Origin of the sequence: Verrucosispora sp. NA02020, from assembly GCF_013364215.1 — a bacterium.
Classification (GTDB): domain Bacteria; phylum Actinomycetota; class Actinomycetes; order Mycobacteriales; family Micromonosporaceae; genus Micromonospora.
In genome coordinates, this window is record NZ_CP054923.1 from 1,562,318 (window position 1) to 1,589,213 (window position 26,896).

At 71.3% G+C, this 26,896-nt stretch carries 24 protein-coding genes; 14 read left to right on the plus strand and 10 right to left on the minus strand.

Going from position 1 to position 26,896, the window contains the following annotated elements; genetic code table 11:
* Positions 1–71: 71 nt before the first annotated feature.
* Both HUT12_RS06780 and HUT12_RS06785 read right to left on the minus strand, forming a co-directional pair.
* Complete coding sequence (locus tag HUT12_RS06780; RefSeq protein ID WP_176092250.1) at positions 72–1,433, minus strand: IS4 family transposase; 1,362 nt, start codon at positions 1,431–1,433, stop codon at positions 72–74.
* Positions 1,434–1,564: 131 nt separating this feature from the next.
* Positions 1,565–2,926, minus strand: coding sequence for an IS4 family transposase (locus tag HUT12_RS06785; RefSeq protein ID WP_176092250.1), 1,362 nt, complete (start codon positions 2,924–2,926; stop codon positions 1,565–1,567).
* Positions 2,927–3,097: 171 nt separating this feature from the next.
* Between HUT12_RS06785 and HUT12_RS06790 the strand changes: the two genes are divergently transcribed.
* The 4 genes from HUT12_RS06790 to HUT12_RS06805 all read left to right on the plus strand — a co-directional run bounded on the left by HUT12_RS06790 (position 3,098) and on the right by HUT12_RS06805 (position 6,762).
* Entirely contained in the window at positions 3,098–3,598 is a 501-nt protein-coding gene (locus HUT12_RS06790) for a septum formation initiator (protein ID WP_176092845.1), read from the plus strand.
* A gap of 211 nt (positions 3,599–3,809) precedes the next feature.
* Positions 3,810–4,217, plus strand: a complete 408-nt coding sequence (locus tag HUT12_RS06795; protein ID WP_254876738.1) for a hypothetical protein — start codon at positions 3,810–3,812, stop codon at positions 4,215–4,217.
* Positions 4,218–4,505: 288 nt separating this feature from the next.
* Positions 4,506–4,898 carry a cupin domain-containing protein gene (locus HUT12_RS06800; protein ID WP_117228987.1) on the plus strand — a complete coding sequence of 131 codons (393 nt, stop codon included), beginning with the start codon at positions 4,506–4,508 and terminating at the stop codon, positions 4,896–4,898.
* 67 nt (positions 4,899–4,965) lie between these two features.
* Positions 4,966–6,762 (plus strand): glycoside hydrolase family 15 protein, encoded by a 1,797-nt coding sequence (locus HUT12_RS06805; RefSeq protein ID WP_176092846.1) that lies wholly within the window; start codon positions 4,966–4,968, stop codon positions 6,760–6,762.
* Positions 6,763–6,780: 18 nt separating this feature from the next.
* Here HUT12_RS06805 and HUT12_RS06810 read toward each other — a convergent pair whose 3' ends face one another.
* Positions 6,781–7,974: a threonine synthase gene (locus HUT12_RS06810; RefSeq protein ID WP_176092847.1), complete on the minus strand. Its 1,194-nt coding sequence runs from the start codon at positions 7,972–7,974 to the stop codon at positions 6,781–6,783.
* 10 nt (positions 7,975–7,984) lie between these two features.
* Entirely contained in the window at positions 7,985–9,028 is a 1,044-nt protein-coding gene (locus HUT12_RS06815; RefSeq protein WP_176092848.1) for a DNA polymerase ligase N-terminal domain-containing protein, read from the minus strand.
* 78 nt (positions 9,029–9,106) lie between these two features.
* On the opposite strand from HUT12_RS06815, the gene HUT12_RS06820 reads away from it, so the two are divergent.
* On the plus strand, positions 9,107–9,892 hold the full coding sequence (locus HUT12_RS06820) for an aldo/keto reductase (RefSeq protein ID WP_131052073.1): 786 nt from the start codon (positions 9,107–9,109) through the stop codon (positions 9,890–9,892).
* A gap of 61 nt (positions 9,893–9,953) precedes the next feature.
* On the opposite strand, the gene HUT12_RS06825 is transcribed toward HUT12_RS06820, so the two are convergent.
* Both HUT12_RS06825 and HUT12_RS06830 read right to left on the minus strand, forming a co-directional pair.
* On the minus strand, positions 9,954–10,475 hold the full coding sequence (locus HUT12_RS06825) for a GNAT family N-acetyltransferase (RefSeq protein ID WP_176092849.1): 522 nt from the start codon (positions 10,473–10,475) through the stop codon (positions 9,954–9,956).
* A gap of 86 nt (positions 10,476–10,561) precedes the next feature.
* Positions 10,562–11,683 carry a cellulose binding domain-containing protein gene (locus HUT12_RS06830; RefSeq protein WP_131052075.1) on the minus strand — a complete coding sequence of 374 codons (1,122 nt, stop codon included), beginning with the start codon at positions 11,681–11,683 and terminating at the stop codon, positions 10,562–10,564.
* A 361-nt stretch (positions 11,684–12,044) separates the two neighbouring features.
* Here HUT12_RS06830 and HUT12_RS06835 point away from each other — a divergent pair, with 361 nt between their 5' ends.
* Both HUT12_RS06835 and ctaD read left to right on the plus strand, forming a co-directional pair.
* Positions 12,045–13,151 carry an FAD-dependent monooxygenase gene (locus HUT12_RS06835; RefSeq protein ID WP_131052076.1) on the plus strand — a complete coding sequence of 369 codons (1,107 nt, stop codon included), beginning with the start codon at positions 12,045–12,047 and terminating at the stop codon, positions 13,149–13,151.
* A 116-nt stretch (positions 13,152–13,267) separates the two neighbouring features.
* Positions 13,268–15,025, plus strand: coding sequence for a cytochrome c oxidase subunit I (ctaD, locus tag HUT12_RS06840; protein WP_131052077.1), 1,758 nt, complete (start codon positions 13,268–13,270; stop codon positions 15,023–15,025).
* Between the two features lie 270 nt (positions 15,026–15,295).
* Here the strand turns inward: ctaD and HUT12_RS06845 are convergent, their stop codons facing one another.
* The 4 genes from HUT12_RS06845 to HUT12_RS06860 form a co-directional block, all read right to left on the minus strand.
* Positions 15,296–16,579 carry an MFS transporter gene (locus HUT12_RS06845; RefSeq protein WP_131052088.1) on the minus strand — a complete coding sequence of 428 codons (1,284 nt, stop codon included), beginning with the start codon at positions 16,577–16,579 and terminating at the stop codon, positions 15,296–15,298.
* A gap of 71 nt (positions 16,580–16,650) precedes the next feature.
* Entirely contained in the window at positions 16,651–17,232 is a 582-nt protein-coding gene (locus HUT12_RS06850; RefSeq protein ID WP_131052078.1) for an isochorismatase family protein, read from the minus strand.
* 33 nt (positions 17,233–17,265) lie between these two features.
* Positions 17,266–18,552 carry a nicotinate phosphoribosyltransferase gene (locus tag HUT12_RS06855; protein WP_176092850.1) on the minus strand — a complete coding sequence of 429 codons (1,287 nt, stop codon included), beginning with the start codon at positions 18,550–18,552 and terminating at the stop codon, positions 17,266–17,268.
* Positions 18,553–18,568: 16 nt separating this feature from the next.
* Positions 18,569–21,250, minus strand: a complete 2,682-nt coding sequence (locus HUT12_RS06860) for a LuxR family transcriptional regulator (RefSeq protein ID WP_131052080.1) — start codon at positions 21,248–21,250, stop codon at positions 18,569–18,571.
* A 200-nt stretch (positions 21,251–21,450) separates the two neighbouring features.
* Here HUT12_RS06860 and HUT12_RS06865 point away from each other — a divergent pair, with 200 nt between their 5' ends.
* The 7 genes from HUT12_RS06865 to HUT12_RS06895 all read left to right on the plus strand — a co-directional run bounded on the left by HUT12_RS06865 (position 21,451) and on the right by HUT12_RS06895 (position 26,867).
* Positions 21,451–22,938 carry a hypothetical protein gene (locus HUT12_RS06865; RefSeq protein WP_176092851.1) on the plus strand — a complete coding sequence of 496 codons (1,488 nt, stop codon included), beginning with the start codon at positions 21,451–21,453 and terminating at the stop codon, positions 22,936–22,938.
* 157 nt (positions 22,939–23,095) lie between these two features.
* Positions 23,096–23,386, plus strand: coding sequence for an ATP-dependent Clp protease adapter ClpS (gene clpS, locus HUT12_RS06870; RefSeq protein ID WP_131052082.1), 291 nt, complete (start codon positions 23,096–23,098; stop codon positions 23,384–23,386).
* Positions 23,387–23,388: 2 nt separating this feature from the next.
* Positions 23,389–23,889: a DUF2017 domain-containing protein gene (locus HUT12_RS06875; RefSeq protein ID WP_176095674.1), complete on the plus strand. Its 501-nt coding sequence runs from the start codon at positions 23,389–23,391 to the stop codon at positions 23,887–23,889.
* A gap of 54 nt (positions 23,890–23,943) precedes the next feature.
* On the plus strand, positions 23,944–24,432 hold the full coding sequence (locus tag HUT12_RS06880; RefSeq protein WP_131052084.1) for a Mov34/MPN/PAD-1 family protein: 489 nt from the start codon (positions 23,944–23,946) through the stop codon (positions 24,430–24,432).
* Positions 24,433–24,497: 65 nt separating this feature from the next.
* On the plus strand, positions 24,498–24,884 hold the full coding sequence (locus HUT12_RS06885; protein WP_176092852.1) for a MoaD/ThiS family protein: 387 nt from the start codon (positions 24,498–24,500) through the stop codon (positions 24,882–24,884).
* 10 nt (positions 24,885–24,894) lie between these two features.
* Entirely contained in the window at positions 24,895–25,860 is a 966-nt protein-coding gene (locus tag HUT12_RS06890) for a PLP-dependent cysteine synthase family protein (RefSeq protein WP_131052086.1), read from the plus strand.
* Positions 25,861–26,120: 260 nt separating this feature from the next.
* Positions 26,121–26,867 (plus strand): MBL fold metallo-hydrolase, encoded by a 747-nt coding sequence (locus HUT12_RS06895; RefSeq protein ID WP_131052087.1) that lies wholly within the window; start codon positions 26,121–26,123, stop codon positions 26,865–26,867.
* The last annotated feature ends 29 nt before the right edge of the window (positions 26,868–26,896 follow it).

The following is a 26,896-nucleotide window of genomic DNA, read 5'->3' on the forward strand; positions in this document are numbered from 1 at the left end:
CAGGCAGGGTATATCCGCTCGGGCGCGACGGCGGCGTCCGTTAACCCTCCCTTAGCCTCAATGCCGCTCAGTTAGGGCGGTGGGCGGGTTGTCAATGCTGCTGTTTCGAGGATGTTGATGTTGATGGTGGCGTGGTAGTTGGTGCGGTCGATGGTGCCTTTGGCGCGGTGTTTGGAGATCGCGCGTTTGACCACGCGGGGGCTGATTCGGGTGCGGCGTGGGGGTAGCAGGTCGGCCAGGATTGCGCGGCCGATGGTGCCGACGAGGTCGATGACGGTGCCGGCGATGACACCAGCGGCTTGGGTGATCTGGTCTCGGGCGGCGTGGACGGCGATGGTGAAGCTGGCCCGGTCGGGGTTGGTCGTGGGCCGGCTGGCGGTGGCGTCAGCCATTGCCAGCCGGACCGCTTGGTAGGTGGTGAGCAGGGCGTGGACCTCTTGACTGATCCCGTTCGGGGTTCGGGCTCGTAGGACCCGTCCGCCCCGCAGGGTGGACTTCAACTCCAGATATGTCGTCTCGATCTCCCAGCGGTGGTGGTAGAGGGTGACCAGGTCCATGGCCGGGAAGCGGCGCTGGTCGGTGAGGGTGGTGATCAGCCGGTACCGGCCGACGTGGCGTTTACCGTTCATGCTCACGACGATCTCGGCGTCAACGACCCGGACCGTCATCGTGCCGATGACAGACAGCCAGGACCCGTCGCGATGGCGGCGGATGACGGGCAGCCGCCGGTCGTCCTTGTCGCGGATGAGCAGGTCAGCGCCGGTGCTGGCGAACTGTTCGATCATCTGACGGGCGGCGAACCCACGGTCGGCCAGCAGCAGCATGCCTGGGCGCAGGCAGCCCAACAGACGCCCCGCACACGTGAGTTCGCCAGTGCTGATGGGGGTGAACACCGCGTCGATGACAGCGCGGGTGCCGCACGCCACGACGGCGACCAGCCGCAGCATCGGATACCCCGACCCACCGTGGCTGCCCGCCTGACGCGGATAGACCGTCAGGTTAGCCGCCGTATCGGGCACGAACATGCTGGTGCCGTCGATCGCGCACACCAGCAGACCCCGCCACCGGGCGGCCCCCGCCGGCGGACCCGACAGCAACCGGAACAACGCCACCAGCGGCTTGTCCCCGACCCGACGGCGAGCCTGCGACAACGCCGAAGACGTCGGCAGCGCCACCGTCAACCCGTCCAGCCCAGCGACCAACCGAGCCCACACCTGCCGGTAACCGACCTCAGCGAACAGCCCCGCCGCGAGCAGCAGATACACCACCACCCGCGACGGCAGATCCCGCACCCGCGACTGCACACCACCGGCCTCAGCCAGAACGGCATCGACCATCTCGAACGGCACCTGCTGCGTCAACTCACCCAGATGGCCCGGCGCGAACCGCCCCGCAGCCACCCTGATCGTGGACGTGATGGCAGACTGTTCCAACGGCGGGGCTCCCGGTCCAGAGGCTGTCTTGGAGTGACAAACCTCTATACCGAGACCCCGCCGTCCACGTCTACACCCCGCTTGACATCCACCACACCGCCCTAACTGAGCGGCATTGCAATGCCGCTCAGTTAGGGCGGTGGGCGGGTTGTCAATGCTGCTGTTTCGAGGATGTTGATGTTGATGGTGGCGTGGTAGTTGGTGCGGTCGATGGTGCCTTTGGCGCGGTGTTTGGAGATCGCGCGTTTGACCACGCGGGGGCTGATTCGGGTGCGGCGTGGGGGTAGCAGGTCGGCCAGGATTGCGCGGCCGATGGTGCCGACGAGGTCGATGACGGTGCCGGCGATGACACCAGCGGCTTGGGTGATCTGGTCTCGGGCGGCGTGGACGGCGATGGTGAAGCTGGCCCGGTCGGGGTTGGTCGTGGGCCGGCTGGCGGTGGCGTCAGCCATTGCCAGCCGGACCGCTTGGTAGGTGGTGAGCAGGGCGTGGACCTCTTGACTGATCCCGTTCGGGGTTCGGGCTCGTAGGACCCGTCCGCCCCGCAGGGTGGACTTCAACTCCAGATATGTCGTCTCGATCTCCCAGCGGTGGTGGTAGAGGGTGACCAGGTCCATGGCCGGGAAGCGGCGCTGGTCGGTGAGGGTGGTGATCAGCCGGTACCGGCCGACGTGGCGTTTACCGTTCATGCTCACGACGATCTCGGCGTCAACGACCCGGACCGTCATCGTGCCGATGACAGACAGCCAGGACCCGTCGCGATGGCGGCGGATGACGGGCAGCCGCCGGTCGTCCTTGTCGCGGATGAGCAGGTCAGCGCCGGTGCTGGCGAACTGTTCGATCATCTGACGGGCGGCGAACCCACGGTCGGCCAGCAGCAGCATGCCTGGGCGCAGGCAGCCCAACAGACGCCCCGCACACGTGAGTTCGCCAGTGCTGATGGGGGTGAACACCGCGTCGATGACAGCGCGGGTGCCGCACGCCACGACGGCGACCAGCCGCAGCATCGGATACCCCGACCCACCGTGGCTGCCCGCCTGACGCGGATAGACCGTCAGGTTAGCCGCCGTATCGGGCACGAACATGCTGGTGCCGTCGATCGCGCACACCAGCAGACCCCGCCACCGGGCGGCCCCCGCCGGCGGACCCGACAGCAACCGGAACAACGCCACCAGCGGCTTGTCCCCGACCCGACGGCGAGCCTGCGACAACGCCGAAGACGTCGGCAGCGCCACCGTCAACCCGTCCAGCCCAGCGACCAACCGAGCCCACACCTGCCGGTAACCGACCTCAGCGAACAGCCCCGCCGCGAGCAGCAGATACACCACCACCCGCGACGGCAGATCCCGCACCCGCGACTGCACACCACCGGCCTCAGCCAGAACGGCATCGACCATCTCGAACGGCACCTGCTGCGTCAACTCACCCAGATGGCCCGGCGCGAACCGCCCCGCAGCCACCCTGATCGTGGACGTGATGGCAGACTGTTCCAACGGCGGGGCTCCCGGTCCAGAGGCTGTCTTGGAGTGACAAACCTCTATACCGAGACCCCGCCGTCCACGTCTACACCCCGCTTGACATCCACCACACCGCCCTAACTGAGCGGCATTGCCCTTAGCCTTCCCCGAAGGTGGCCCCAACCCGCGATCAGGGATAGTCGGGTGATGGGACGTCGCACGCTCCTCGCCGTCGCCGGGTGGCTGGCCACCGCGGTGGTCGCCACGCTGATCGGAGTCGCCGCCATCCGGCTGGTGGGGGAGAGCCTCACCGGCACGCCGGGCGGCGTCCGCAGCCAGGAGGAGATCGCCCGCGAACTGGCCGCGCCGCCCCGGACGACCGGACCGACGACCGGTACGCCGGGCCCGACCGGCTCGCCGGACCCGGCGGCCACCGCTCCGGTGAGCCCGACCGCCTCGACGAGTCCCACCCCGGAGACGTCCCACCGGCGCAGCTTCTCCAACCAGGGCGGCAGCGTGGTGGCCGAGTGCGTGCCGGGCGGGGTGTGGCTGGCGTCCTGGTCGCCGAAGCAGGGTTACTCGGTCGAGGACGTGGACCGGGGCCCGGACGACGACGCCGAGGTGAAGTTCGTCGGCCCGAGCGGCGAGCACGAGCTGTCGGTGCGGTGCGCCGGTGGCGTGCCGGTGCTGGACCCGGACGACGACTGACGACACACACCCGACTGCGGAAGTTCCGTCGCAGGTCAGAGGCTTGATCGAGATGCCGATTGTCCTTGATCGGACAGCCTGTCGTGTGGCTGTCGACGGGGAACGCGACATACGTTCGATGCACAAAGGGTGCTGATCGGTGCTGATCCTTCTTAGTCGCCCCAATCAACTCAACACGTCTCGGCCGCCCGGCCGGCTGGAGAGGAGAACGATGTCCAGCGCGAGAGCCAGGAGCAGGCGGGCGACCCAGCCGGTGCCAGGCCAGGAGACCATGGCCCGTGCCGACGCCGCGCACACCACCTGCGGCGGCGCCGGCATGCCGTCCACGGCGAGGGTGCTGTTCGCCGTGGTCAGCGCGAACGGTGTCCTGGTCCGGGGGATGGGCGCCGCGACCGCCGACCGGTTGAGCACCGGGATGTACCAGGTGGTCTTCGACCAGGACGTGACCGCCGCCGGATGCGTCGGCACGGTGGGGCTGTCGGGCAGCTCGGGGCTGGCGCCGTCCGGCCAGATCGCCGTGGCCGGGCGTACCGGCATCCCGAACGCGGTCTTCGTCACCACCTTCGACAGTGCCGGGGCCTCTGCCGACCGGCCCTTCCACCTGGCCGTCCTGGCGTAGCCGTGGAGTGCACCGTCCCGGCGTGGCCGCACGGACGGGGCACCGACCGAGGTCCGGGCACGAGCGCACGGCGCCGTTCGATCCGAGGACCCGAACGTCGCCGCGCTCAGCCGTCTCCCGCCACCGCAGCCGTACGGCGGTACGTCGACGGGGACCTGGCATGGCCGACCAGTGCCGGCCGGTCGTGTCGATCCCCGTTCGGCGTGCCTCCAAACCCTCGGATCGTGCGCAATTCCACTATCTGCAAGTCCCGGCGTGGAGCGGGTCGCAACGGGGTATGTCCCCGTCATGGAGCACTTCACTATCGCCACGGTCGCCGAGAAGAGCCCGGACTTCCGGCGCGTGCTGTGGACCGGGAAGCACACCCAACTGGTGATCATGACGATTCCGGCGGGCGGTGAGATCGGCGAGGAGGTCCACGAGGACATCGACCAGATCCTCACCTTCGTCAGCGGCACCGGCGAGGCCCGGGTGGCCGGCGAGAAGCGCGAGGTCGTGCAGGGAGACCTCGTGGTGGTGCCGGCCGGGACGAAGCACAACTTCGTCAACACCGGGCCGAACCCGCTGGTGCTCTACACCGTCTACGGGCCGCCGGAGCACGCCGACCAGGCGGTGCACAAGACGAAGGAGGAGGCCGACGCGGCCGAGGCCGCCGGCGAGGACGAGCCGCCGACCTCCTGACCCGTCCCGCCGGCCCGGGCCTCCTCCGCCGGCGTGATGTGGACGAGGATCCGGGTACGCGCACCGGATGGTGCAGCCGCCGATCTCCGACTACGCGTTCCTCTCCGACTGTCGATCGGGGGCGTTGGTCGGGCGGGACGGCTCCGTCGACTGGTGGTGCCCGAACAGGTTCGACTCGCCCGCCGTGTTCGCCCGGCTGCTCGACGCCGACGGCGGCCACTGGCGGCTCGCGCCGGTCGCCGCCGGGAGCGCCGGACACCGGGTGCAGCGGGCGTACCGACCGGACACCCTGGTGCTGCGGACCGTGCACCGGACCCCGGAGGGCAGCGTCGCGGTGACCGACGCGCTCGCCGCCGAGGCCGGTGCCCGGGGCCACGAACTCGGCCTGCGGTCGCCGGCCGTGCTGCTCCGCGTCGTGGAAGGACTCTCCGGCCGGGTACGAATGGCGCTCGACTTCCGGCCCCGGCCGGAGAACAGCCTGCTCACCCCTTACTTCTGCGAACTCGACGACGGTGGGGTGCGGGCCGTCGCCGGGCCGGTCGAGTTGACGCTGCGCTGCGCCGGGATGCGGCTGACCGCCGAGCACGACCGGGTGCGGCACGTCTTCGAGGTCGACGAGGGGCAGGTGCTCGGCTTCGAGGTCGCGTACGCCCCCGCCTACGGCGAACGGCCCCCCGCGCTGGACCCGGTCCGGCGGCTGGCGGACACCGTGCAGGCCTGGCGCTCCTTCCGCGACACGCACCACTACGACGGCCGGTACCCGGACCTGGTCCGACAGAGTGCGACCGTGCTCATCGGCCTCACGTACGCCCGCAGTGGCGCGGTCGTCGCGGCACCGACCACGTCGTTGCCGGAACGCGTCGGCGGTGACCGCAACTACGACTACCGCTTCTCCTGGCTGCGCGACTTCGCGATGACGATGCGCGCGCTGTGGGTGGCGGCCTGCCCCACCGAGGCGTCCCGGCTGTTCGACTGGTCGGCCCGCTCGATCGGCCGGATCGGTGCCGATCCGGTGCCGGTGATGTTCGGCCCGGAAGGGGAACGGGACGTCTCCGAGCACGACTGCCCCGGCCTGACCGGCTACGCGGGCAGCTCCCCGGTACGCGTCGGCAACGACGCCTGGCGGCAGCGCCAACTGGACGTACCGGGCGAGATGGTGTCGGCGGTGTGGCGTCTGCGCGACTACCTCGGCGAGCCGTTCGGCACCGAGGTGCGGGAGATGGTGCTCGGCCTCACCGAACAGGTGGCCGCCACCTGGCACCTGCCGGACCGGGGCATGTGGGAGACCCGCGACACCGACCGGCACTACGTGGCGTCGAAGGCGCTCTGCTGGGTGGCGATGGACAAGGCCGTACGGCTGGCACCCCACCTCGGCGAGCGGGCCGACCCACGACGCTGGGCGGGCGTCCGGGACGAGATCCGCGCCACCGTGCTCCGCGACGGCTTCAGCCGGGAGCGGGGTGTCTTCACCGGCGCGTTCGGTTCGCCCGAGCTGGACGCCGCGGTGCTGTACCTGCCGGTGGTGGGCTTCCTGCCGGCGACCGACCCACGGATGCGCGCGACCATCGACGCCGTCGAGCGGGAACTCGGCGGCGAGGGCGGCCTGATCCGCCGCTGGGACACCGACCCGGCCGGCTTCCTGCTCTGCTCGTTCTGGCTGGTGGAGTGCCTGGTGCTGGCCGGCGAACAGGAGCGGGCGGCCCGGCTGTTCACGCAGGTGGCCGGGCACGCCAACGACGTCGGCCTGTTCAGCGAGCAGATCGACCTGACCACCGGCGCGCAGCTCGGCAACACCCCGCAGGCGCTGTCGCACATCGGCCTGGTCAACGCCGCCTGGCGGTTGACCGACCCGGCCGCCGAGTGACCGGCCGGGCGTCGCGCGTCAGGCGGGCAGCAGCGGTACGCCGCTCACGTCCACCGTCTCCGGATACTTCAGCCCGGTCCCGGTGTTGAGCACCACCACCCGCTCGCCCGCGCGGATCCAGCCACCGGCGCGCAACCTGCGGGCGGCGGTCAGACAGGCCGCCCCCTCCGGGCAGAGCAGCAGCCCCTCACGAGCCGCGAAGTCCCGCAGGTCGGCGAGGATCTCGGCGTCGTCCACCGCGATCGCGGTCCCGGCGGTGGCGCGTACCGCGGCCAGGATCAACTCGTCGCCGAGCGGCGCCGGCACGGTGATGCCGAACGCCACCGTGTGCGCGTCCGCCCACGGCTGCGCCCGGTCCTCGCCGGCCGCGAACGCGCGCACGATCGGCGCGCAGCCGGTCGACTGCACCGCCACCAGCCGGGGCAGTCTGTCCTCGACCCAGCCCAACTCGCGCAGCTCACCGAGCGCCTTGTGGATGCCGATCAGCCCCACCCCGCCGCCGGTCGGATAGATGATCACATCGGGCACCTGCCAGCCCAACTGCTCGACGATCTCGTACCCCATCGTCTTCTTGCCTTCGAGGCGGTACGGCTCGCGCAGCGTACCGGCGTCGAAGATGGAACCGCCCGAGGCCGCGACGAGCGCGGCGACCTGCCGCCCGGCGTCGCCGATCAGCCCGTCCACCAGGCGCAGGTCCGCCCCGGCGGCCACGCACTCGCGGCGGCAGATGGTCGGCGCGGACAGCGGCATGGCGATGGTCGCGCCCATCCCGGCGCGGGCCGCGTAGGTGGCCCACGCGGCGCCCGCGTTGCCGTTGGTCGGCATGGCGATCCGCCGCACCCCCAGCTCCCGGGCCCGGGACACCCCCACCGCCGCGCCGCGCGCCTTGAACGAGCCGGTCGGGGTCAACCCCTCGTCCTTGACCAGCAGCTCGTCGACACCGATCTCCGCGCCGTACGCCGGAGCACGCAGCATCGGCGTCCAACCCTCACCGAGCGTGGTGACGTACGCCGGGTCCGCCACCGGCAGCAGCTCCCGATAGCGCCACAGGTCGGCCGGGCGCAGCCCGAACCGTTCCGGCTCCACCGTCCGCCGCACCGCCGCCAGGTCGTAGCGGGCCAGCAGCGGCGAGCCGCACGAGCAGAGGTTCTGCGGTACGCCGGAGTCGTGCTCGGTGCCGCAGCGCGGGCACTCCAAGTGGGTCAGGTGCACGATGGCCCCCTCAGCTCGCGTCGACGCTGCGCCATGCCGGGCTGCGTCGTCCGGGCTCGTAACCGGAATCCAGCCGCTTCGCCACGACCCCGGGCAACCCCTGCTCACGGGCGGTACGCAGGGCTTCGGCGCCGGTGCCGGGGAACCACGGCGGAGTCTGCCAGTGCGGCCCGGCCAGCGCCAGACCGTCGAGCAACTCCCGGCGCTGTGGATAGGGCAGGTCGACGCTGCTCACGCCCTCCAGCCAGAGCAGGTCGACCAGCAGATACTGGGCGTCGGAGGTGCTCCGGCCACCCCGGGCGGGTCGAACCCGGCCGGTCCTGTCGATGCGGACCAGGACGCCGTCGAGCACCGCCTCGGTCGGTGCCAGCGCCTCGGCCATCGGGCGCAGCCAGGGGTACCCGCCGGTGATCTCCGCCCCGTCCTCGGCGAGCAGCCGCAACCGCCCGCCCGACACGTACGCCGTCGCGCGTACCCCGTCCCAGCGCAGCTCGTACCCCCAGTCGGCCTGGTCGGCGGGGAGCCGGCGGGCGGGTGTGGGGCGCATCGGCGCGACCTGCTCGGGCATGCTGGTCCAGCCGGGCGGCGGCGGATCGGTGCGTCGCACCATCCAGTCCCGGCCGTCGCGGCCACCGGCGGCGAACAGCACGTACCGCCCGGTGGTGCGCCGGCCGCGCAGCTCCACCACCACCTCGCGCTCCTGCCACTTCTCGCAGCGGTAGGTGCCCCGATCGTGAACGATCATGCGTCCGCCGCCGTACTCGCCGGCCGGGATCTCACCGGAGAAGTCCAGGTACTCCATCGGGTGGTCCTCGGTGTGCACGGCCAGGTGGTTGCGGCCCGGCTCGCGGGGCAGCCCGCGTGGCACCGCCCACGAGGCCAGCACCCCGTCGTGCTCCAGCCGCAGATCCCAGTGCAGGCTGCGGGCGTGGTGCTGCTGGATGACGAAGCGGCCCCGGTCCGCGCCGGCCCGGCGACTCCGGGACGCCGGCACCGGTTCCGGGGTACGCGCCGCGTCGCGCTTGCGCCGGTACTCCTCCAGCCGGTCAGCCACGATGACATTCTCCGGCAAACCGGGGCGGCGTGCCCGGGTCCGGGAATGGCGGCGACGATCAGGGGTAGAACAGTCGGTATGGACCACGTCGACCAGCCCACCGCCGTCCTCCCCGGTGACGTCCGAATCCCCCTGCTCGGTTTCGGCACCTGGCAGGCCACCGGTGAGACCGGCTACAAGGCGGTGCTCGCCGCGCTGGACGCGGGCTACCGGCACATCGACACCGCCACCATGTACGGCAACGAGGAGGAGGTCGGCCGAGCGGTCCGCGAGAGCGGGCTGCGCCGCGAGGACGTCTTCATCACCACCAAACTGCCGGCCGACCAGGTCGGTCGGGAACGCGAGACGATCGAGGCGAGCCTGCGCGCCCTCGGCCTCGACTACGTCGACCTGTGGCTGCTGCACTGGCCGCCCAGCGACCCCGGCGCCCTGATCCCGACCTGGCGCGAGATGCTCGCCGCCCGGGACGCGAACCTGGCCCGCGCGGTCGGCGTGAGCAACTTCAGCACCCCGCAGATCGACGAGCTGATCCAGGCCACCGAGGAGAACCCGGCGGTCAACCAGATCAAGTGGAGCCCCCGGCTGTACGACCGGCAGCGGCACGCCGAACACCGTGACCGGGGCGTGGTGCTGGAGGGCTACAGCCCGTTCAAGGCCAGCGACCTGTCGGACCCGGTGCTGACCCGGATCGCCGGCGCACACAACGTCTCGCCGGCCCAGGTGGTGCTGCGCTGGCACCTCGACCACGAGATCGTGGCGATCCCCAAGTCGGTGACCCCGGACCGGATCCGGGCCAACGCCGACGTCTTCGGCTTCTCCCTCACCGCCGAGGAGATCCGCGACATCGACGCACTGGGCTTGTGACTCTGTGAAAGGAGGGGTCCCCTGCTAACGCCTCGTGCATAGCAGGGGACCCCTTTTAACGTCAGGAGCGGGTGCAGGGCGTCACCGAGCCGCCGCGTTCCCAGCGGTGCAGCACGAGCCGGCGTCGTCCCTCGTCGACGACGACCGGCTCGTCACCGGTCGGCCGGTAGCCGACCGCCCGAGCGGTGGCCATGCTGCCCGTATTGTCCGCCTCGATCTCCAGGTACGTCGTGGGCAGGCCCGGGATCGAGTCGGCGTACGCGGTCAGCAGTCGCAGCGCCCGGGCGGCCAGCCGCTCGCCCCGATAGGGCGGCCCGACCGCGTACCCGATGCCGCCGGTGACCAGGTTGAGCATCACCTCGCCCCGGGCCAGGTCGTCGGCGTCGGTGACGGCCAGGTACAGCCGGTCGCGGGAGGCCCGCGCCTTCGCCAGGTACGCCTCGGCCGCGGCCCGGTCGAAGGGCGTGGCGACCGGTAGCCGATGGGCCATCTCCGGATGATCGAAGATCACGACGAGCTGGGGCAGGTCGTGTACCGCCCACGGGCGCAGCACGAGCCCGTCGCCGTCGAGGCGAATCTGCACGGCCTCGGTCCTCTCGCCGGCTGGATGTTAGGAAGGGTCCCCTCCTATGCACGAGGCGTTAGGAGGGGACCCTTCCTTACATCAGGTTAGGAGCGGGTGCAGGTGGCGCCGTTGAGGGTGAAGGTGGTGGGGGAGGAGTACGACCCGCTCAGCGAGCCCTGGTAGCCGAAGCTGGCCGTGGCGCCGGGGGCGAGGGTGCCGTTCCAGGTGATGTTCCGCGCGGTCACCGAGGATCCGCTCTGGCTCACCGTGGCGTTCCAGGAGCTGGTGATCTGCTGTCCGGAGGGCAGTGAGTACGCCAGCGTCCAGCCGTTGAGGGTGCTCGACCCGGTGTTGGTGATCTGCACGTCGGCGGTGAAGCCGTTGTTCCACGAGTTGGCGGTGTACTTGACCGCGCACGCGCCGCTGCCCGAGGGCGGCGGGGTGGTGGTGGGCGGCGGGTTGGTGCCGCCGCCGTTGACCGAGGCCGAGAAGTTGGTGACGGCCAGGCCGGCGCCGCCCTGCCAGGGCTCGAAGCCGGCCTGGATGCTGGTCAGGTACCAGGAGTTGGTGATCGCGCCCCGGTTGCGGGTGTCGTTGATGAAGGCCAGCAGGTTGAGGTTCGCGCTGCTGATGGCCGACGGCGACAGGTACGAGATGACGTTGTTGGAGCCGTTGCTGCCGCGCCAGACCTCCCAGTTCCGGCCGTCGATGTTCGCGTTGCCGACGGGGGAGCCGATGGGCTGGATGGAGCCCTGGCGGTTGAGCCAGATCATGATCTCCATCTGGTTCACGCCGTCGCGCTTGGGCGACGGGTCGAGCCAGATGTCGTACGAGGCGTTGTAGGTGGCCCCGCTGACGTACCGGTAGTTGATGCTGCTGCTCGCGCTGCTGATCTGGCTGACCTGGATCGGCAGGTTGGTGCCGGGGGAGCAGTTGGTGTAGTGGCAACCGACGAAGACCGACGGGTACGCGGTGGGAGCGCCGTTGGTCGGGCTGCTGCCGTTCTGGGTTCTGATCTCGAAGCCGCTGCTGGTCACGTTGATGCACTGCTCGGCGGTGGTGCCCCAACGGTTGTTCTGCACCACGTAGCGGTTCTGGATCACCGTGCTGCCGTACTGCTCGCAGATCAGGGTGTCGGCGGAGGCGGTGCCGCCGAGGGCCACGGCGACGGTGGAGCCGGCGGCGAGCAGGCCGACGGCCGTGATGGCCCGCAGGATACGTCTCATGATGCTCCTTGCGCTGCGGCGTCAGGGACGCCGGGACGGTGTGCGAGTGGAGCGGAGGGAGGTGCTCGCCGCCGGGGGGTGGGTGGCTCCGGGAGCGCTCCCATGTGCTCATCGTCACATTTACATACTTGAAACAACGGGCGCAACCGACCGGGGTTATTGAGGGGAATTATGAGGTGTGTCACGTACGCGCCGACCGGTCGGCCGAAGGCCCCCGGCCGGGCGCTGGGCGGCGCCGACGGGAGGGATCGCCGCGCCGAGGGATGTCCGTCGTGGGCTGGTTGCCTCTGGCGTGCACCGATTGCGCCGAGTAGTGTCTTGCCTCCAACGCGTGCCGACCACTCCGGAGGCGTACAACCCCATGCGTAGCTCCCCCCTGCGCATTCTCGTCGTCGGCGCGGGCATCGCCGGTCTGGCCGTGGCCCGGGCGCTGCGCCTGGCGGGTTTCCGGCCGGACGTGACCGACAAGGCGCCCCCGGGCGAACTCGCCGACGCCGGCCTCTACCTGCCGGGCAACGCCGCCCGCGCGCTGCGCCGACTCGACCTGGACGACCCGGTACGCCCCTACGGGCAGGTCATCCACCGCCAGCGCTTCCTGGACGCGGACGGCGTACCGCTGTGCGAGGTCGACCTCGACACACTCTGGGCCGGCGTCGGCGAATGCCGCGCCTTGCCCCGCGCCGACCTGCACCGGGTCCTGCTCAGCGGGGCCGGCGGCGCGGTCCGGCACGGCGCCGAGGTCCGCACCATCGACCTGCTGGCCAACACCGTCGGCGTCACCTTCGTCGACGGCACCCAGACCGAGTACGACCTGGTCATCGGTGCCGACGGTCCGCGCTCCTCGATCCGGGCGCTGGCCGCGCTCGGTGGACCGCCCCGCCCCGCCGGTCAGGTGGTCTACCGCAGTGTCGTCCGCGACGGGCCGACCGTCCGGGACTGGACCGCGCTGCTCGGTCAACGCAGCGGGATCCTGGTGGTGCCGATCGGTGCCGGTCGGCTGCACTGCTACGCGGACGAGGCCGGCACCGCGTCGCCGGCCGACCCGAGGGCCCGGCTGCGGGAGCTGTTCGGCGAGTACGGCGGCCCGGTGCCCGAAGTGCTCGACGCGCTCGGGACGGTGCACGCCAGCGTCACCGACGAGGTCGAACTCGGTCGCTGGCACCGGGGCCGGGTGCTGCTGGTCGGTGACGCCGCCCACGCCACCGCGCCGACGCTCTCCCAGGGTGCCGCGATGGCTCTGGAGGACGCGGTGGTGCTCGCCGAGTCGCTGGCCGCCGCCGGCAGCGTCGAGGCGGCGCTGACCGCGTACGAGAGCCGCCGCCGACCGCGTACCCGATGGGTGCGGGACCGGACCCGGGACCGCAACCGCACCCGCGACGTGCCGCCGGCGCTCCGCGACCCGTTGTTGCGCGGACGCGGCGACCGCATCTTCGGCGAGCATTACCGGTTGCTCCTCGGCCCGCTGTGATCCACGCCCGGTGACCCCACGCGGCGCTCTCACCTGCCGGGGACTATCCTCCTTGCGGATGACGGCCCGCAGAGACACGCGTGCCGAGCGGGACAACCCAGAACCGGAGGCCACTCGTGACCACCGTCGCACCCAAGCCGGTCGTGACCCGGCCCTGGCCGGTCCGGGAGCCGGTCAAGGGGTCGGCCATCGCGCGGCTGTTGCGGTCCACGGACGCGAAGCAAATCGGGATCATGTACATGGTCACCGCGTTCGTGTTCTTCATGATCGGTGGCCTGATGGCCCTGATCATGCGGGCCGAGCTGGCCCGGCCCGGGCTGCAGTTCCTCTCGCCCGAGCAGTACAACCAGCTGTTCACGATGCACGGCACGATCATGTTGCTGTTCTTCGCGACGCCGATCGTGTTCGCCTTCGGTAACTACATCGTGCCGATCCAGATCGGCGCGCCGGACGTCTCCTTCCCGCGACTGAACAGCTTCGCCTACTGGCTGTACCTGTTCGGTGGCACCATGGCCACCGCCGGCTTCCTGACCCCGGGCGGCGCGGCGGACTTCGGCTGGACGGCGTACACCCCGCTGAGCACCGTGGAGCACTCTCCCGGCGTCGGCGCGAACATGTGGGTGGTCGGTCTGGCCATCTCCGGTCTGGGCACGATCCTCGGCGCGGTCAACCTGATCACCACGATCCTGACCCTGCGCGCGCCCGGCATGACCATGTTCCGGATGCCGATCTTCACCTGGAACATGCTGGTCACCAGCCTCCTGGTGATCCTGGTCTTCCCGCTGCTGGCCGCCGCGCTGTTCGCGCTCGCCGCCGACCGGCTCCTCGGTGCCCACGTCTACAGCCCGGACACCGGCGGCCCGATGCTGTGGCAGCACCTGTTCTGGTTCTTCGGGCACCCCGAGGTCTACATCATCGCGCTGCCGTTCTTCGGCATCATCAGCGAGATCATCCCGGTCTTCTCCCGCAAGCCGATCTTCGGCTACAAGGGTCTGGTCGCCGCCACCATCGCCATCGCCGGCCTGTCGATGAGCGTGTGGGCACACCACATGTTCGCCACCGGCCAGGTGCTGCTGCCGTTCTTCAGCTTCCTGAGCTACCTGATCGCCGTGCCGACCGGTATGAAGTTCTTCAACTGGATCGGCACCATGTGGCGCGGCCAGATCAGCTTCGAGACGCCGATGCTCTGGTCCGTCGGCTTCCTGGTCACCTTCCTCTTCGGTGGCCTGACCGGCGTGCTGCTGGCCGCCCCGCCGCTCGACTTCCACATGCACGACTCGTACTTCGTGGTGGCGCACTTCCACTACGTGCTCTTCGGCACGATCGTGTTCGCGGTGTTCGCCGGCATCTACTTCTGGTTCCCGAAGATGTTCGGCCGGATGCTGGACGAGCGGCTCGGCAAGATTCACTTCTGGCTGACCATGATCGGTTTCCACACCACTTTCCTGGTGCAGCACTGGCTCGGCAACGAGGGCATGCCCCGGCGGTACGCCGACTACCAGGCCATCGACGGCTTCACCACGCTGAACATGATCTCCACGATCGGCGCGTTCATCACCGGTATCTCCACGCTGCCGTTCATCTACAACTGCTGGAAGGCGTACAAGGCCGGTCCGGTGGTCGAGGTCGACGACCCGTGGGGCCACGGCAACTCGCTGGAGTGGGCGACCACCTCCCCGCCGCCGCTGCGCAACTTCGACCGGATGCCCCGCATCCGCTCCGAGCGCCCCGCCTTCGACGCCAAGTTCCCCGAGCTTGCCGCCGGGCAGAGCCTGGCCGGCCCGCCCGAGGGTGGCTCCAAGCCGCTCACCAGCGAGTCCGACGGCGGCGCCAGCTACCAGGAGGACACCTCCAGCGACATCGATCGCCGCTGACACCACCACACGCACCCACGACGGGCGCCACCCCCACCAGGGGAGGCGCCCGTCGCCCTTTCCACCCAGGGGCCGTACGTCGGGTCGACCACCGGAAACCTGATCGGCGCTGCCGTGCCCCGCTGCGGTGCGGCAGCAACTTCATGGTTGTTGCTGTCTCAGAGCGAGACGAGGCAGCAACGTCCCCGAAGTTGCTGCCTCGGCCACGGCCGTCAACAGAGGGCCAGGGCGACGGCCAGGGAGGCGGGTGCGGGTTGACGCGGCGCCGTGTCAGGAGGTGGTCGTGGAGAGGGCCGGTGTGGGTTCGTGCTCCGGGCCCGATCGGACCAAGGGGATGGGCGTGGCGTCGGCGGGGACGGTGGGTGGCGGGGTGTCGAGGGTGGTGCGGTCGGCGCGGCGGTGGCGTAGCTCGATCGGGAGGACCGCGAGGGCCACCAGGGCGCCGATCGCGCCGGTGACGGCGAAGCCCCACAGCGGGGTGGAGGCGTCGATGACCGCTCCGGACAGGGGGGCGCCGACGGCGATGCCGACGGTGACGGCCGAGCCGTGCAGGCCCATGGCCTCGCCGCGTACGCCGGCGGGGGCGAGACGGCTCACCGCGTCGGAGGTGGCGGCGATGGTGGGCGCGCAGAGGGCTCCGGCCGGGATCAGGGCCAGGCAGAGCAGCCACCAGTGTGAGCCACCCAACCCGACGGGGATGGTGCACAGGCTCAACGCGCCCATCAGCGCCACGGTGGAGAAGGAGCGGCGGGCGGCGCCGTACGCGAAACCGCCGGCCAGCGACGCCACCGCCCAGACGGCGAGGACCACGCCGGTGAACCCGGCGTCGCCGTTCTCGCGCAGGACCGCGATGACCGCCACGTCGGTGCCACCGAGTACGAGGGTCGCCGCGGTGCTGACGGCGAAGACGGCGATCAGCCGGGAGGTGAGCCACTGGCGTCGGGCGATCCTCGGCTGCGGGCCGGCGGCTGCCTCACCGGCGCTGCGGACCGGCGGGTTGAGCATCCACAGCGCGATACCGGCGGTGACGATTCCGGCGCCGACCAGGTAGAGCGTGAGGCGCGCGGAGACGGTGGTCACGCCGACCGTGGCGAGCGCCGGGCCGATCATGAAGGACAGCTCGACGGACATCGAGTCGAGTGCGTACGCGGGGCGGCGTTTCTCCGGTGGCACGAGCGCGGCGACGGACTGCCGGATCACCGAGAAGATGGGCAGCGCGAGCAGGCCGGCCAGGAAGGCGGCCGGCAGCAGCAGCGGGTACGAGAGCTGTGGCGCGGTGGACCAGAAGACGGCTTCGGCGACGGTGGTGAGGACCAGGACGGGACGCAGCCCATGGCGGTCCACCAGCCGGCCGAGCAGCGGGGCGCCGACGGCGGCACCGACGGTGATCGCGGCACCGGCCAGTCCGGCGGCGCCGTAGCCGCGCCCGAGGTCCTGCACGACATAGAAGGTCAACGTGACCCCGGTCGCCGTCAGTGGGATGCGCGCTAGTACCGCCACCAGCAGCAATGACCGGAGACCGGGTAGGGCGAGCGCCTCCCGGTAAGGCTTCATGTTCACGTCGGTCCGTACCTCCGCCGGACATCTTCGACGGAGGGTGGCGCCGACGCCAGCCAATTAGCCGATCATGCGTCCCTGATCACAGGGGCGCCGTGCACGGTGATCCCGGCACCCTCGAAGGCGCGCAGCGCGACGTCGGTGGTGTCGGGCGCGACGGCGGCGGTCAGGTCCAGCAGCACGGTGGTGGCGAAGCCCTCGCGGGCGGCGTCCAGGGCGGTCGCACGGACGCAGTGGTCGGTGGCGATGCCGACCACGTCGACCCGGTCCACCCCGTGTCGGCGCAGCCAGTCGGCCAGTCCCGCGCCGTCGGGGGTCTGCCCTTCGAAGCCGGAGTACGCGGCGGCGTACTCGCCCTTGTGGAAGACGGCCTCGATCCGGTCGGTGGCCAGCTCCGGGTGGAACTCGGAGCCCGTCGTGCCGACCACGCAGTGCCGGGGCCAGGTGCTGACGTAGTCCGGTGCGTCGGCGAAGTGGTTGCCCGGGTCCACGTGGTAGTCCTTCGTCGCCACCACGTGGTCCCAGCGCTCCGGCTCACCGGCCAGCAGCCGGGAGATCCCGGCGGCGACGCCGGCTCCGCCCGCGACGGCCAGCGAGCCGCCCTCGCAGAAGTCCTTCTGCACGTCGACGATGATCAGCGCGTTGCTCACCGACGCGCTCCTTTCACTCGGCGGGTAGGGCGGTCATCCGGCGGGTACGACGGTGACCGGGATGGCCGGGTCGCCCGTGGAGAGCTTGAGGCCCTCCCACGGGATGGAGATCAGGCACTGGCGCAGGTGTTCGCGCGACTCGTCCAGCGTCGGCAGTTCCACCGGCTCGCCGTCGGCGACGTACGACCGTTGCAGCAGTCGGTCGTGGGAACGGCGGTCCGGCACGCCCTGCGAGACGATGATCTCTTCGGTGGCGGTGCCGGTGGGCTTGTGTCGGCGGACCGCGACCTTGCGTCCGCCGATGGTGGCCTTGTGCTCGGAGCGCTTGACGACCGGCCGTCCCTCGACCTCGACCAGCTTGTAGACCAGGCCGGCGGTGGGCGCGCCGGAGCCGGTGACCACGGCGGTGCCGGCGCCGTACATGTCCACCGGCTCGGCGGCGAGTGAGGCGATGGCGTACTCGTCGAGGTCGCCGGAGACGATGATCTTCGTCTCGGTGGCGCCGAGCGAGTCCAGCAGTTCCCGGGACTGCTGGGCGATCACCGTCAGGTCGCCGGAGTCGATCCGGACCGCCCGCAGCTCCGGCCCGGCCACCTCGATCGCGTTACGGATGCCCTGGCTGATGTCGTACGTGTCGACCAGGAGCGTGGTCTCCTTGCCCAACGTGGCGACCTGCGAGGCGAAGGCGGCCCGCTCGTCGTCGTGCAGCAGGGTGAACGCGTGCGCGGCGGTGCCGGCGGTGGGGATGCCGTACCGCTGGCCGGCGGCGAGGTTGGAGGTGTACCGGAACCCGGCCAGGTACGCGGCACGGGCCGCCGCGACGGCGGCCTCCTCGTGTGCCCGCCGGGAACCCATCTCGATCAGGGCCCGGCCCCGGGCGGCGGTCACCATCCGGGCTGCGGCGGCGGCCACCGCGCAGTCGTGGTTGAGCACCGACAGCACCAGCGTCTCCAGCACCACGCACTCGGCGAAACCACCGGTGACGGTGAGGATGGGGGAGCCGGGGAAGAAGAGGTCGCCCTCGGGGTAGCCGTCGATGTCGCCGGTGAACCGGTAGTCGGCGAGCCACGCGGCACCCTGCTCGTCGACCACACCGGTGCGGCGCAGGAAGTCCAGGTCGGCCGGGTCGAAGCGGAACTCGCGGAGCATCTCCACCAGCCGGGTGGTGCCGGCGACCACGCCGTAGCGGCGGCCGATCGGCAGCCGCCGGCTGAACACCTCGAAGACGCAGCGGCGATCCGCCGTGCCGTCGCGAAGGGCGGCGCTGACCATGGTCAGCTCGTAGTGGTCCGTCAGCAGGGCGGGACGAAGGCTGTGCACAGCCCCAGCCTAGGGTTCAGGCGGTCGCCGTGCCGTCGTGGCCCGGGATCGTCCGCAGCGCCGCCCGCAGTTCGACGCGTCCGGTCACCCCGAGCTTGGTGTAGATCCGCTGGAGGTGGTTCTCCACCGTCCGCGCGGAGAGAAAGAGCTGCTCAGCGATGGCGCGGCTGGTCTCGCCGAAGGCCGCCAGCCGGGCCACCTGCCACTCCCGGTCGCTGAGCGTCGGGGTGGCCGCGCGCAGCGCCGGAGTGTGCACCATGTCACAGCAGCCGAGCATCACCGCGAGCCGCTCACCGGCGCTGGCGAGCTGCGGCGAGCGACGCTGGCGCAGCAGGTGCACAGCCTCGGCGGCGGCCTCCGCGGCCGGCAGCGCCAGCCCCAGGTCCAGGAAACCGTCGGCGGCGGCGAGCAGCTGCTCGGGCGAACTCTCCGCCGCCGCGCGGGCGTGCCGGGCCAGGAGCGGCGGCAGGGTGCCGTCGACCTGTTCCGAGAGTTCGGCCAGCCGCTGGGCGACCGTGCGGCGGCTGCCGTCGGAGCAGGTCGGGCCGGTCGGCGCGGTGGCCTCGCCGAGGCGTACCAGATCGTGCAGCACCAGGGTCTCGTGCCCGGCGAAGCCGTCCACCCGAAGCCGGTCGACCAGCCCGTGCAGGTGGGCCGCCGCGCCGGTCAGGTCACCACCGGCCGCGAGCGTGGCCGCCCGGGCCTGCTCCAGCCACGGGTACAGCACGGCCATGCTCGGCGCGTGGATGCGGTCCGCCTCGGCCATCGCCTCGGCGGCCTGCCGGGCGTCGCCGCGCAACGCGGCGGCCTGTGCGCGTTCGGCCTGGGCGAGACCGGCGTACACCCGACTGGTCGCCAGCACCGCGCAGGCACCGAGCGCGGCCTGCAACGCCGCGTCGCTGCGTCCGCGCAGCCGGGCCGCGTACGCGCGCAGGATCGCCAGGTAGCCGCTGCCCAGCCGGAAGTCACCCGCGTCGGCCAGGTCGGCGAACTCGTCGGCGACCAGCGCGTCGATGCCGGACAGGTCACCGGAGAGGGCCAACCGGGTGCCCCGGGCCAACTCCACGGCGAGTTGGAGGTATGGCATGTCCGCCCGCCAACTGGCCACCTTCGCCTGGACGAGGTCGACGGCGGTGGCGCTGCGGCACAGTTGCCCCTGCACCGCCTGGAGGTGGGCGATGGCGCACCGGGCCAGCTCCCGCGCGGCGATGCTGGCGGCCGGACGGTCCAGCACGTTCTGGGCGAGCCGGAGCGCGGTCGGCGCGTCCAGCCGGTGCAGCCGCATGATCGATTCGAAGGCGCGTACCCGGGCCTGGGCGGCGTGGTCCTTGAGGTCGCCGCCCCGCTTGGCGATCTCCTCCACCGTCGAGTGCTGACTGAGTCCCCAGTAGCTGACCATGCCGCGGACCGTGAGCCACCGGCTGAGTCGTTCCTCGTCACCGGTGTCGGTGGCGACGGCGTCGAGCACGCCGAGCGCCTCGGCCGGGCGGTCGGCGAACATCAGGATGGTGGCCAGCAGCTCGGCCGCGTCGAACCCGCCGTCGGCGTCGAGTGCGGCCCGCGCCAGCCGGGTCGCCAGCGGTACGTCGTAGCGCGCGAACGCCTGAGCGGCCGCGTCGACCAGCATCGCCGGATCCTGCGCGGTGCCGGAGTCCAGGCGCCACACGGCGACCCGCAACAGGTCCTCCCGGCGTCGCTTGCCGACCCCTTCCAGCAGTTCGGCGAGGTGTGCCTGCAACCGGCGGGTCCGGCTGACCGGGCACTGCCGGCGTACCACCTCGCCGTAGAGCGGGTGGGCCAGGCGGACGTCGACCCGCCGGTCGGAGGGGGCCACCGTGATCAGACCGCGCTCCTCGGCGGTCTCCACATCGGCCTGTTCCGCCGCGCGGTACAGCAGCCGCAGGCCCAGCGGCTCGCCGAACGCGACCAGCTCGACGACCGTGCGGACGCCCGGGGTGAGCTGGTTGATCCGGATGTCGATCAGGTCGGTCAGGTTGGGTGCCAACTCCAGTCGGCCGGTCCAGGTCCAGACGCCGTACTTCTTGCTGGACTCGCCGCTGTTGGTGACGGCGTGCACCAGTTCGCGCAGCAGCAGCGGGTTGCCGGAGCTGAGTCGGCCGAGCCGCTCGGACGAGGCGTGGTCGACCTGGCAGCCGAGGATCTCCCGGAGCAACCGGGCGGTCTCGGCCGGTGGCAGTGGGCTCACCTCGGCGTGGTCGACCAGTCCGTCCGTCCACAGTGCGCGGATCGGCAGCGGGATCTGTTCGCCGTCGCGCAGGGTGCCCACCACGGAGGCGTTCTCGGACCGGGCGACCAGGTGCACGAGTGCGGCCGACGGCGGGTCGAGCAGGTGGGCGTCGTCGACGGCGAGCACGATCCGCCGGCCGGCGGCCTGCTGCTGCAACACGTCCACGGCCCAGCGCAGGATGCCGGCCGGGGAGAGCCCCTGTGGTTGTTCGACGGGAAGCACCTGGACCAGGCCGCCGAACTGCACCGCCTGGGTGGTGGCGCTGGCCGCGATCCACCAGACCGCGTACTCCTCGACGGGCAGCGCGTTGACGCCTTCCCGGAGCAGACGGCTCTTGCCGATACCCGGGCTTCCGGCGAAGAATATGCCTCGCCGGCCCTGGGCGCCGGTCACCGCCGCCTGCAGACGGTCGAGTTCCGCCGTGCGGCCCACGAACTTCCACCGACTCATTCGCGCAGCATATCGATGGAACTGTGCCCCGGCCGGTAGCCCGAGCGGGTGAAGTTGAGTAGTCGCGGAGTTACCCAAGAGTACTTTCGTTTGTCCCGTTCCCGCCGCCCGCGCCCGTACTCTTCCGAAATCCGGGTGCGTCGCCGGATGCTCACCGCGGCCGGCCCTGCCGACCGCCCAGCCTCGGAGGCCGCCGCCTGATGAAGCCGGGCCCTCTCCACGACATCGGTACGTCCGACGATGCGACCGGGCCGCCGGGTCACCGCCCGTTCCCCGATCGGCTCGGCGTGACCGTCGATCCGCGTGAGCCCCTCGGGGTGGTCGCCGTGGGTCCGGCCGGCGCCGGGCGGGCGAACGTGCTGGCCGCCCTGCTGGACCTCGACGCCGGGATGTTCACCGTGCCGGCCGGAAGCTGGCTGGTGGTGCGGCACGCGGCCGAGGCGAGCCGGTCCGCCTACGTGCCCGGCTACCGGGCGCCGTTCTCCTACCGTGTGGACCTGCCGGAGGTGGGACCGGCGCTGGCCCGGCCGCCCCGCCGGGTCGAGCTGAACCTGTCCGCGCCACTGCTCAAGCGGTACGTCCTCGTCGACACGCCGGACATCTCCTCGCTCGGACGGACCGGCACCGGGGTCGTGCTCGACGCCGCGGGCCGGGCCGGCGCACTGCTGTTCGTGATCGCGGCGGATCAGTCCTTCAGCGCTGCCGAACTGCACCTGCTCGCCGAGGTCGTGGGTAGCCGGGTCGAGGTCTTCTTCGCGGTGACGCCGGGCGCGGGCGGCTGGGCGTCGCCGGAGTCGGCCGACGGCACGGCGGTGGATCCGATCGCGGTCACCGTCGAGGCGCACCGGGCCGCGTTGCTCGCCGCCGTACCCGGGCTGGCCAGGGCCCGTTGGTTCCCGATCGTCGCGGGCGACGCACTGGACCTGCGGCGGGCGCTCGTCGGGTGGGCCTCCGACGAGGGACTGGAACGCTCCAGCCTCGATCCGCCGGACGTGCCCGGGCTGTACGGCCGGGTGCCGGTGCTGCCGGAGCCGGGCGAGTGGTCCGAGCTGCTCGACCGCCAGGTGCGGTCCGCCGGTCGGCGCATCCGCCAGCATCTGGCGCTGGAACTGGCCAAACTGCACCTGAGGGTGGTGCAGGAGATCGTCTTCGGCACCGGCTGCGCCGGTCTGCCACAGTTGCTCGACCGGGAGATGGAGGCGCTCTCCCTGCTGGCCACCTCGCAGTGCGACCACGCGGTGCGGGAACTGGTCGAGGACGTCGGCGGCCGGCTCTTCGGCGCTCCACTGCCGGAAGGGGTCCGTCGTCGCATCGCCAAGGCGGTCCGGTGGGGAATGTCCGACCACGTCACCGGTCCGGAACTGGAGCGGGTGCTCTTGATCACCAGCACCGCCGGCGTGGCGTCGCTGATCGGCCCCGCCGCGATCGACGCGCTGGCGGCGTACCCCACCGTGCCGCGGACCGAGGTCCTGCCGCCGGTCGCGGTGTCGCTTGCGGGTGGCTGCTGGCAACACTGGCGTACGCCCGCCAACGCCGACCAGAGCGCCGCGCGGGCCTGGTCCCAGCGGGCGTTGCGGGAGGTGGAGCTGGAGTTGTCCCGCGAGATCGCTCGTCGGTTCGAGGCGGTCCGTCTCTCGCTCGGCACGGTGCTGTCCGATGCAGCCGAACACGGCATCCTGCTCGCCTGACCGCCACGCGGCGTACCCCGGCGGCCCGGCCACCGGGGTGCCCGCGTGTGCGTTCAGGACGACCAGCCGTGGTCATCGGGCGGCGGTCGGTGGCGATCCCCGCCGGTCCGGCGTTCCGGTTCCTCGGTTCCGCCGAACCGGTGGCACGATGGGGGGCATGGCGGCTCCGCAGGTTGCACCGGCGCAGACCCCGGACACCGATGAGGTGCCGGCCTCCGATCGGCCGTGGGTGACGATCGTGTGGGACGACCCGGTCAACCTCATGACATATGTGACCTGGGTCTTCCAGAAGCTCTTCGGCTACAGCCGGGAGAAGGCCGAGCAGTTGATGCTGGACGTGCATCACAAGGGCAAGGCGGTGGTCTCCAGCGGGGCCCGCGAGCGCATGGAGCACGACGCCTCGCAGCTGCACGCATACGGACTGTGGGCGACGGTGGACCGCTCGTGAGCATGTTCCGCCGCCGGGGTGACCGGTACGTCGCCTCGTTCGCCGTCGACGAGGTGCGTGTCCTGCGCAAGGTCGCCTCCGAGGTGGTCGGGCTGCTGACCGACGGGTTCGACCACTCCGACCCGGTGGTGTGCCGACTCTTCCCGGAGGTCTATCCGGAGGACGCGGCGGGGACGGCGGAGTTCCGCCGGTACACCGAGGGCGACCTCAAGACCGCCAAGATCGATCAGGCCGGGGCGATCCTGGCCGCGTTGCCCGACGACGGTGACGGCGGCGGTGAGGTACGCCTGGACGCCGAGGCGGCCGAGGCGTGGCTGCGGGCGCTGAACGACGCCCGGTTGGCGATGGGCGTACGGCTGGAGATCAAGGACGGGACCGATCTGGGGGCAGAACTGGACGATGCGGTCGCCGAGGACCCGTCCTCCAGCCGGGTGTTCCAGCTTTCGGTCTACGCGTATCTCGGTTATCTCCAGGAGTCCCTGCTCAACGCCTTGATCGAGTGACTGTGACCGGCGCGACCTCGCGGTCGTGGGCCGCCGGGCGCTAGTCTTGGCGACGTGCTGAGCATCGACCGGTCGATCGTTGACGCGATCGTCGCCCACGCCCGTCGGGACCACCCCGACGAGGCCTGCGGCGTGGTCGCCGGCCCGATCGGCGGCGACACTCCGACCCGGCACATCCCGATGGAGAACGCCGCCCGCTCGATGACGTTCTACGAGTTCGACTCGATGGAGCACCTGCGGGTGTGGCGCGAGATGGACGACCGCGACGAGGAACCGGTCGTGATCTACCACTCGCACACCGCCACCGAGGCGTACCCCTCGCGGACGGACATCTCCTTCGCCGGTGAGCCCGGCGCCCACTACCTGCTCGTCTCCACCCGCGAACCCGACACGGAGGAGATCCGTTCCTTCCGCATCGTGGACGGGGTGGTCACCGAGGAGCCGGTGCGGATCCTCGACGCCGGGGTGGACCCGCACGCCGTGCAGTCGTACATGTTCGGGCAGAGCCCGGCGACGGTCGACTACGAGTGTTCGGGTCGCTGATCCCCTTCAGCACCCGCACGCCCTTTCCCGTCACCGAGCACACCTGATCGAGGAGTACGACAGACATGGCCATCGAGGTTCGCATCCCCACCATCCTGCGCAGCTACACCGGCGGCGCGAAGGTCGTCGAGGGCAGCGGTGACACGCTGGCCGACCTGCTCAGCGACCTGGACTCCCGGCACGCCGGGCTGCGGGGCCGGCTGGTCACCGAGGCCGGCGCGCTGCACCGCTTCGTCAACGTCTACGTCAACGACGAGGACGTCCGGTTCCTGGGCGCGCTGGACGCCAAGCTGAACGACGGCGACAGCGTCACCATCCTGCCCGCCGTGGCCGGTGGCGCGTTCGGCTTCGCGGCCGCTGCGGCGATCAGCCAGCACAGTGCGGCCGCTGCGGCGACCAGCCAGCACCGCGCGCCCGTGGCCGGGCTTCGCGCGCCCGTCGCCGCGAGCTGAGGCGGCCGCGATGACGCGGTACGACAGCCTGCTGGACGCCTGCGGCGGTACGCCCCTGGTGGGGCTGCCCCGACTGTCGCCGACGGTGCCCGACGGGGCACCGCCGGTGCGGCTGTGGGCGAAGCTCGAGGACCGCAACCCGACCGGCAGCGTCAAGGACCGGGCCGCGATGTTCATGGTGCGGGCCGCCGAGGAGTCCGGCAAACTCCGGCCCGGCGACACGATCCTTGAGCCGACCAGCGGCAACACCGGCATCTCGCTGGCCATGGTGGCGAAGCTGCGCGGCTACCGGCTGGTCTGCGTGATGCCGGAGAACGTCTCGACCGAGCGGGTGCAGCTGCTCCGGATGTACGGCGCGGAGATCATCTTCTCGCCGGCGGCGGGCGGCTCCAACCAGGCGGTGGCCACCGCGAAGCAGATCGCCGCCGAGCATCCGGACTGGGTCATGCTGTTCCAGTACGGCAACGAGGCGAACGCCCGGGCGCACTTCGAGACGACCGGCCCCGAGCTGCTGCACGACCTGCCCACGATCACCCACTTCGTGGCCGGGTTGGGCACCACCGGCACGTTGATGGGGACCGGGCGCTACCTGCGCGAGAAGGTCGAGGGCATCCAGATCGTCGCGGCCGAGCCGCGCTACGGCGAGCTGGTCTACGGCCTACGCAACATCGACGAGGGGTACGTCCCGGAGCTCTACGACGCGACCGTGCTCAACCGGCGGTTCTCCGTCGGCACCCGGGACGCGGTACTGCGTACCCGGCAGTTGGTGGAGGTGGAGGGTCTGTTCGTGGGCTTCTCCACCGGGGCGGTGCTGCACGCCGCCCTGGCCGTGGCGCACGAGGCGGTACGGGACGGCCGCCGTGCCGACGTGGCGTTCGTGGTCAGCGACGGCGGCTGGAAGTATCTCAGCACCGGGGCGTACGGCGGCACTCTCGCCGACGCGGAGGACGCCCTGGAGGGGCAGCTCTGGGCCTGAGCCCGGCGACATCGACGAGGGTCATCGGCGTGATGCCGGTGGCCCTCGTCGCGTCGGACGGTCCGGATCAGCCGGTCCGGTAACCCGGGCTCGATCGGATGGGCGGAACGGGTGTCACGTTGGTGACAACTTCCAGCGGATCATTCTTGCGTTCCGGCGCGCGGGCGTAGGCTGCGCAGCGTGGCGTACGCGTCGGTATTGATCATCTCCGGAGCGGCGACCGGCTCGATCGCTACCTATCGTGACAGCGAGACAACTCGATGCGACTGACCGTCCTGGGCTGTGCGGGCAGCTTCCCCGGACCCGAGTCCCCGTGTTCGGCCTATCTGGTCGAGGCCGAGGACTTCCGGCTCCTGGTGGACTTCGGCCCGGGCTCGTTGTCCACCCTCCAGCGGTACGCCGGGCTGCACGCGCCGGACGCCATCCTCCTGACCCACCTGCACTGCGACCACATCCTCGACGCCGCGTCGTACGTGGTGGTCCGGCGGTACGCCCCGGACGGCCCGTACCCGCCGCTGCCGGTGTACGCCCCGGCCGGTGCCCCGGACCGGCTCGCCACCGCGTACGGGCAGGAGGACAGCACGGTCGAGGACGTGTACCAGTTCTACGCGCTGGAACCCGGCACCTTCCCGATCGGCCCGTTCACCGTCACCGTCGACCGGGTGCTGCACCCGGTGGAGACGTACGGCGTGCGGTTGGAGCACGGCGGCCGGACGCTCTGCTACTCGTCGGACACCGCCCCCTGCGAGGCGTTGCTGCGGTTGGCCCAGAACGCCGACGCCTTCCTCTGCGAGGCCAGCTACCTGGACGGCGTGGACAATCCACCCGATCTGCACCTCACCGGACGGGAGGCGGGCGAGGCGGCGGCCAAGGCCAACGTGGGACGGCTGCTGCTGACCCACCTGGTGGCCGCCTGGGGCAGCGAGGCGCACACCGTCACCTCGGCGGCGGCCGCGTACAGCGGCCCGCTGGACGTGGTCCGACCGGGCGCCAGCTACGACATCTGAGCCTGCGCCGGGAGCGGGCAGCGGGGTCG

What these genes read in the sequence shown, in the direction of transcription:
- HUT12_RS06795 (WP_254876738.1), top strand. Translation starts at nt 3,810, where the DNA reads ATGTCCAGCGCGAGAGCCAGGAGCAGGCGGGCGACCCAGCCGGTGCCA.
- clpS (WP_131052082.1), top strand. Translation starts at nt 23,096, where the DNA reads ATGGCGGCTCCGCAGGTTGCACCGGCGCAGACCCCGGACACCGATGAG.
- HUT12_RS06835 (WP_131052076.1), top strand. Translation starts at nt 12,045, where the DNA reads ATGCGTAGCTCCCCCCTGCGCATTCTCGTCGTCGGCGCGGGCATCGCC.
- HUT12_RS06860 (WP_131052080.1), bottom strand. Translation starts at nt 21,250, where the DNA reads ATGAGTCGGTGGAAGTTCGTGGGCCGCACGGCGGAACTCGACCGTCTG.
- HUT12_RS06790 (WP_176092845.1), top strand. Translation starts at nt 3,098, where the DNA reads ATGGGACGTCGCACGCTCCTCGCCGTCGCCGGGTGGCTGGCCACCGCG.
- HUT12_RS06830 (WP_131052075.1), bottom strand. Translation starts at nt 11,683, where the DNA reads ATGAGACGTATCCTGCGGGCCATCACGGCCGTCGGCCTGCTCGCCGCC.
- HUT12_RS06845 (WP_131052088.1), bottom strand. Translation starts at nt 16,579, where the DNA reads ATGAAGCCTTACCGGGAGGCGCTCGCCCTACCCGGTCTCCGGTCATTG.
- HUT12_RS06875 (WP_176095674.1), top strand. Translation starts at nt 23,389, where the DNA reads ATGTTCCGCCGCCGGGGTGACCGGTACGTCGCCTCGTTCGCCGTCGAC.
- HUT12_RS06895 (WP_131052087.1), top strand. Translation starts at nt 26,121, where the DNA reads ATGCGACTGACCGTCCTGGGCTGTGCGGGCAGCTTCCCCGGACCCGAG.
- HUT12_RS06890 (WP_131052086.1), top strand. Translation starts at nt 24,895, where the DNA reads ATGACGCGGTACGACAGCCTGCTGGACGCCTGCGGCGGTACGCCCCTG.
- HUT12_RS06865 (WP_176092851.1), top strand. Translation starts at nt 21,451, where the DNA reads ATGAAGCCGGGCCCTCTCCACGACATCGGTACGTCCGACGATGCGACC.
- HUT12_RS06800 (WP_117228987.1), top strand. Translation starts at nt 4,506, where the DNA reads ATGGAGCACTTCACTATCGCCACGGTCGCCGAGAAGAGCCCGGACTTC.
- HUT12_RS06885 (WP_176092852.1), top strand. Translation starts at nt 24,498, where the DNA reads ATGGCCATCGAGGTTCGCATCCCCACCATCCTGCGCAGCTACACCGGC.
- HUT12_RS06820 (WP_131052073.1), top strand. Translation starts at nt 9,107, where the DNA reads ATGGACCACGTCGACCAGCCCACCGCCGTCCTCCCCGGTGACGTCCGA.
- HUT12_RS06805 (WP_176092846.1), top strand. Translation starts at nt 4,966, where the DNA reads ATGGTGCAGCCGCCGATCTCCGACTACGCGTTCCTCTCCGACTGTCGA.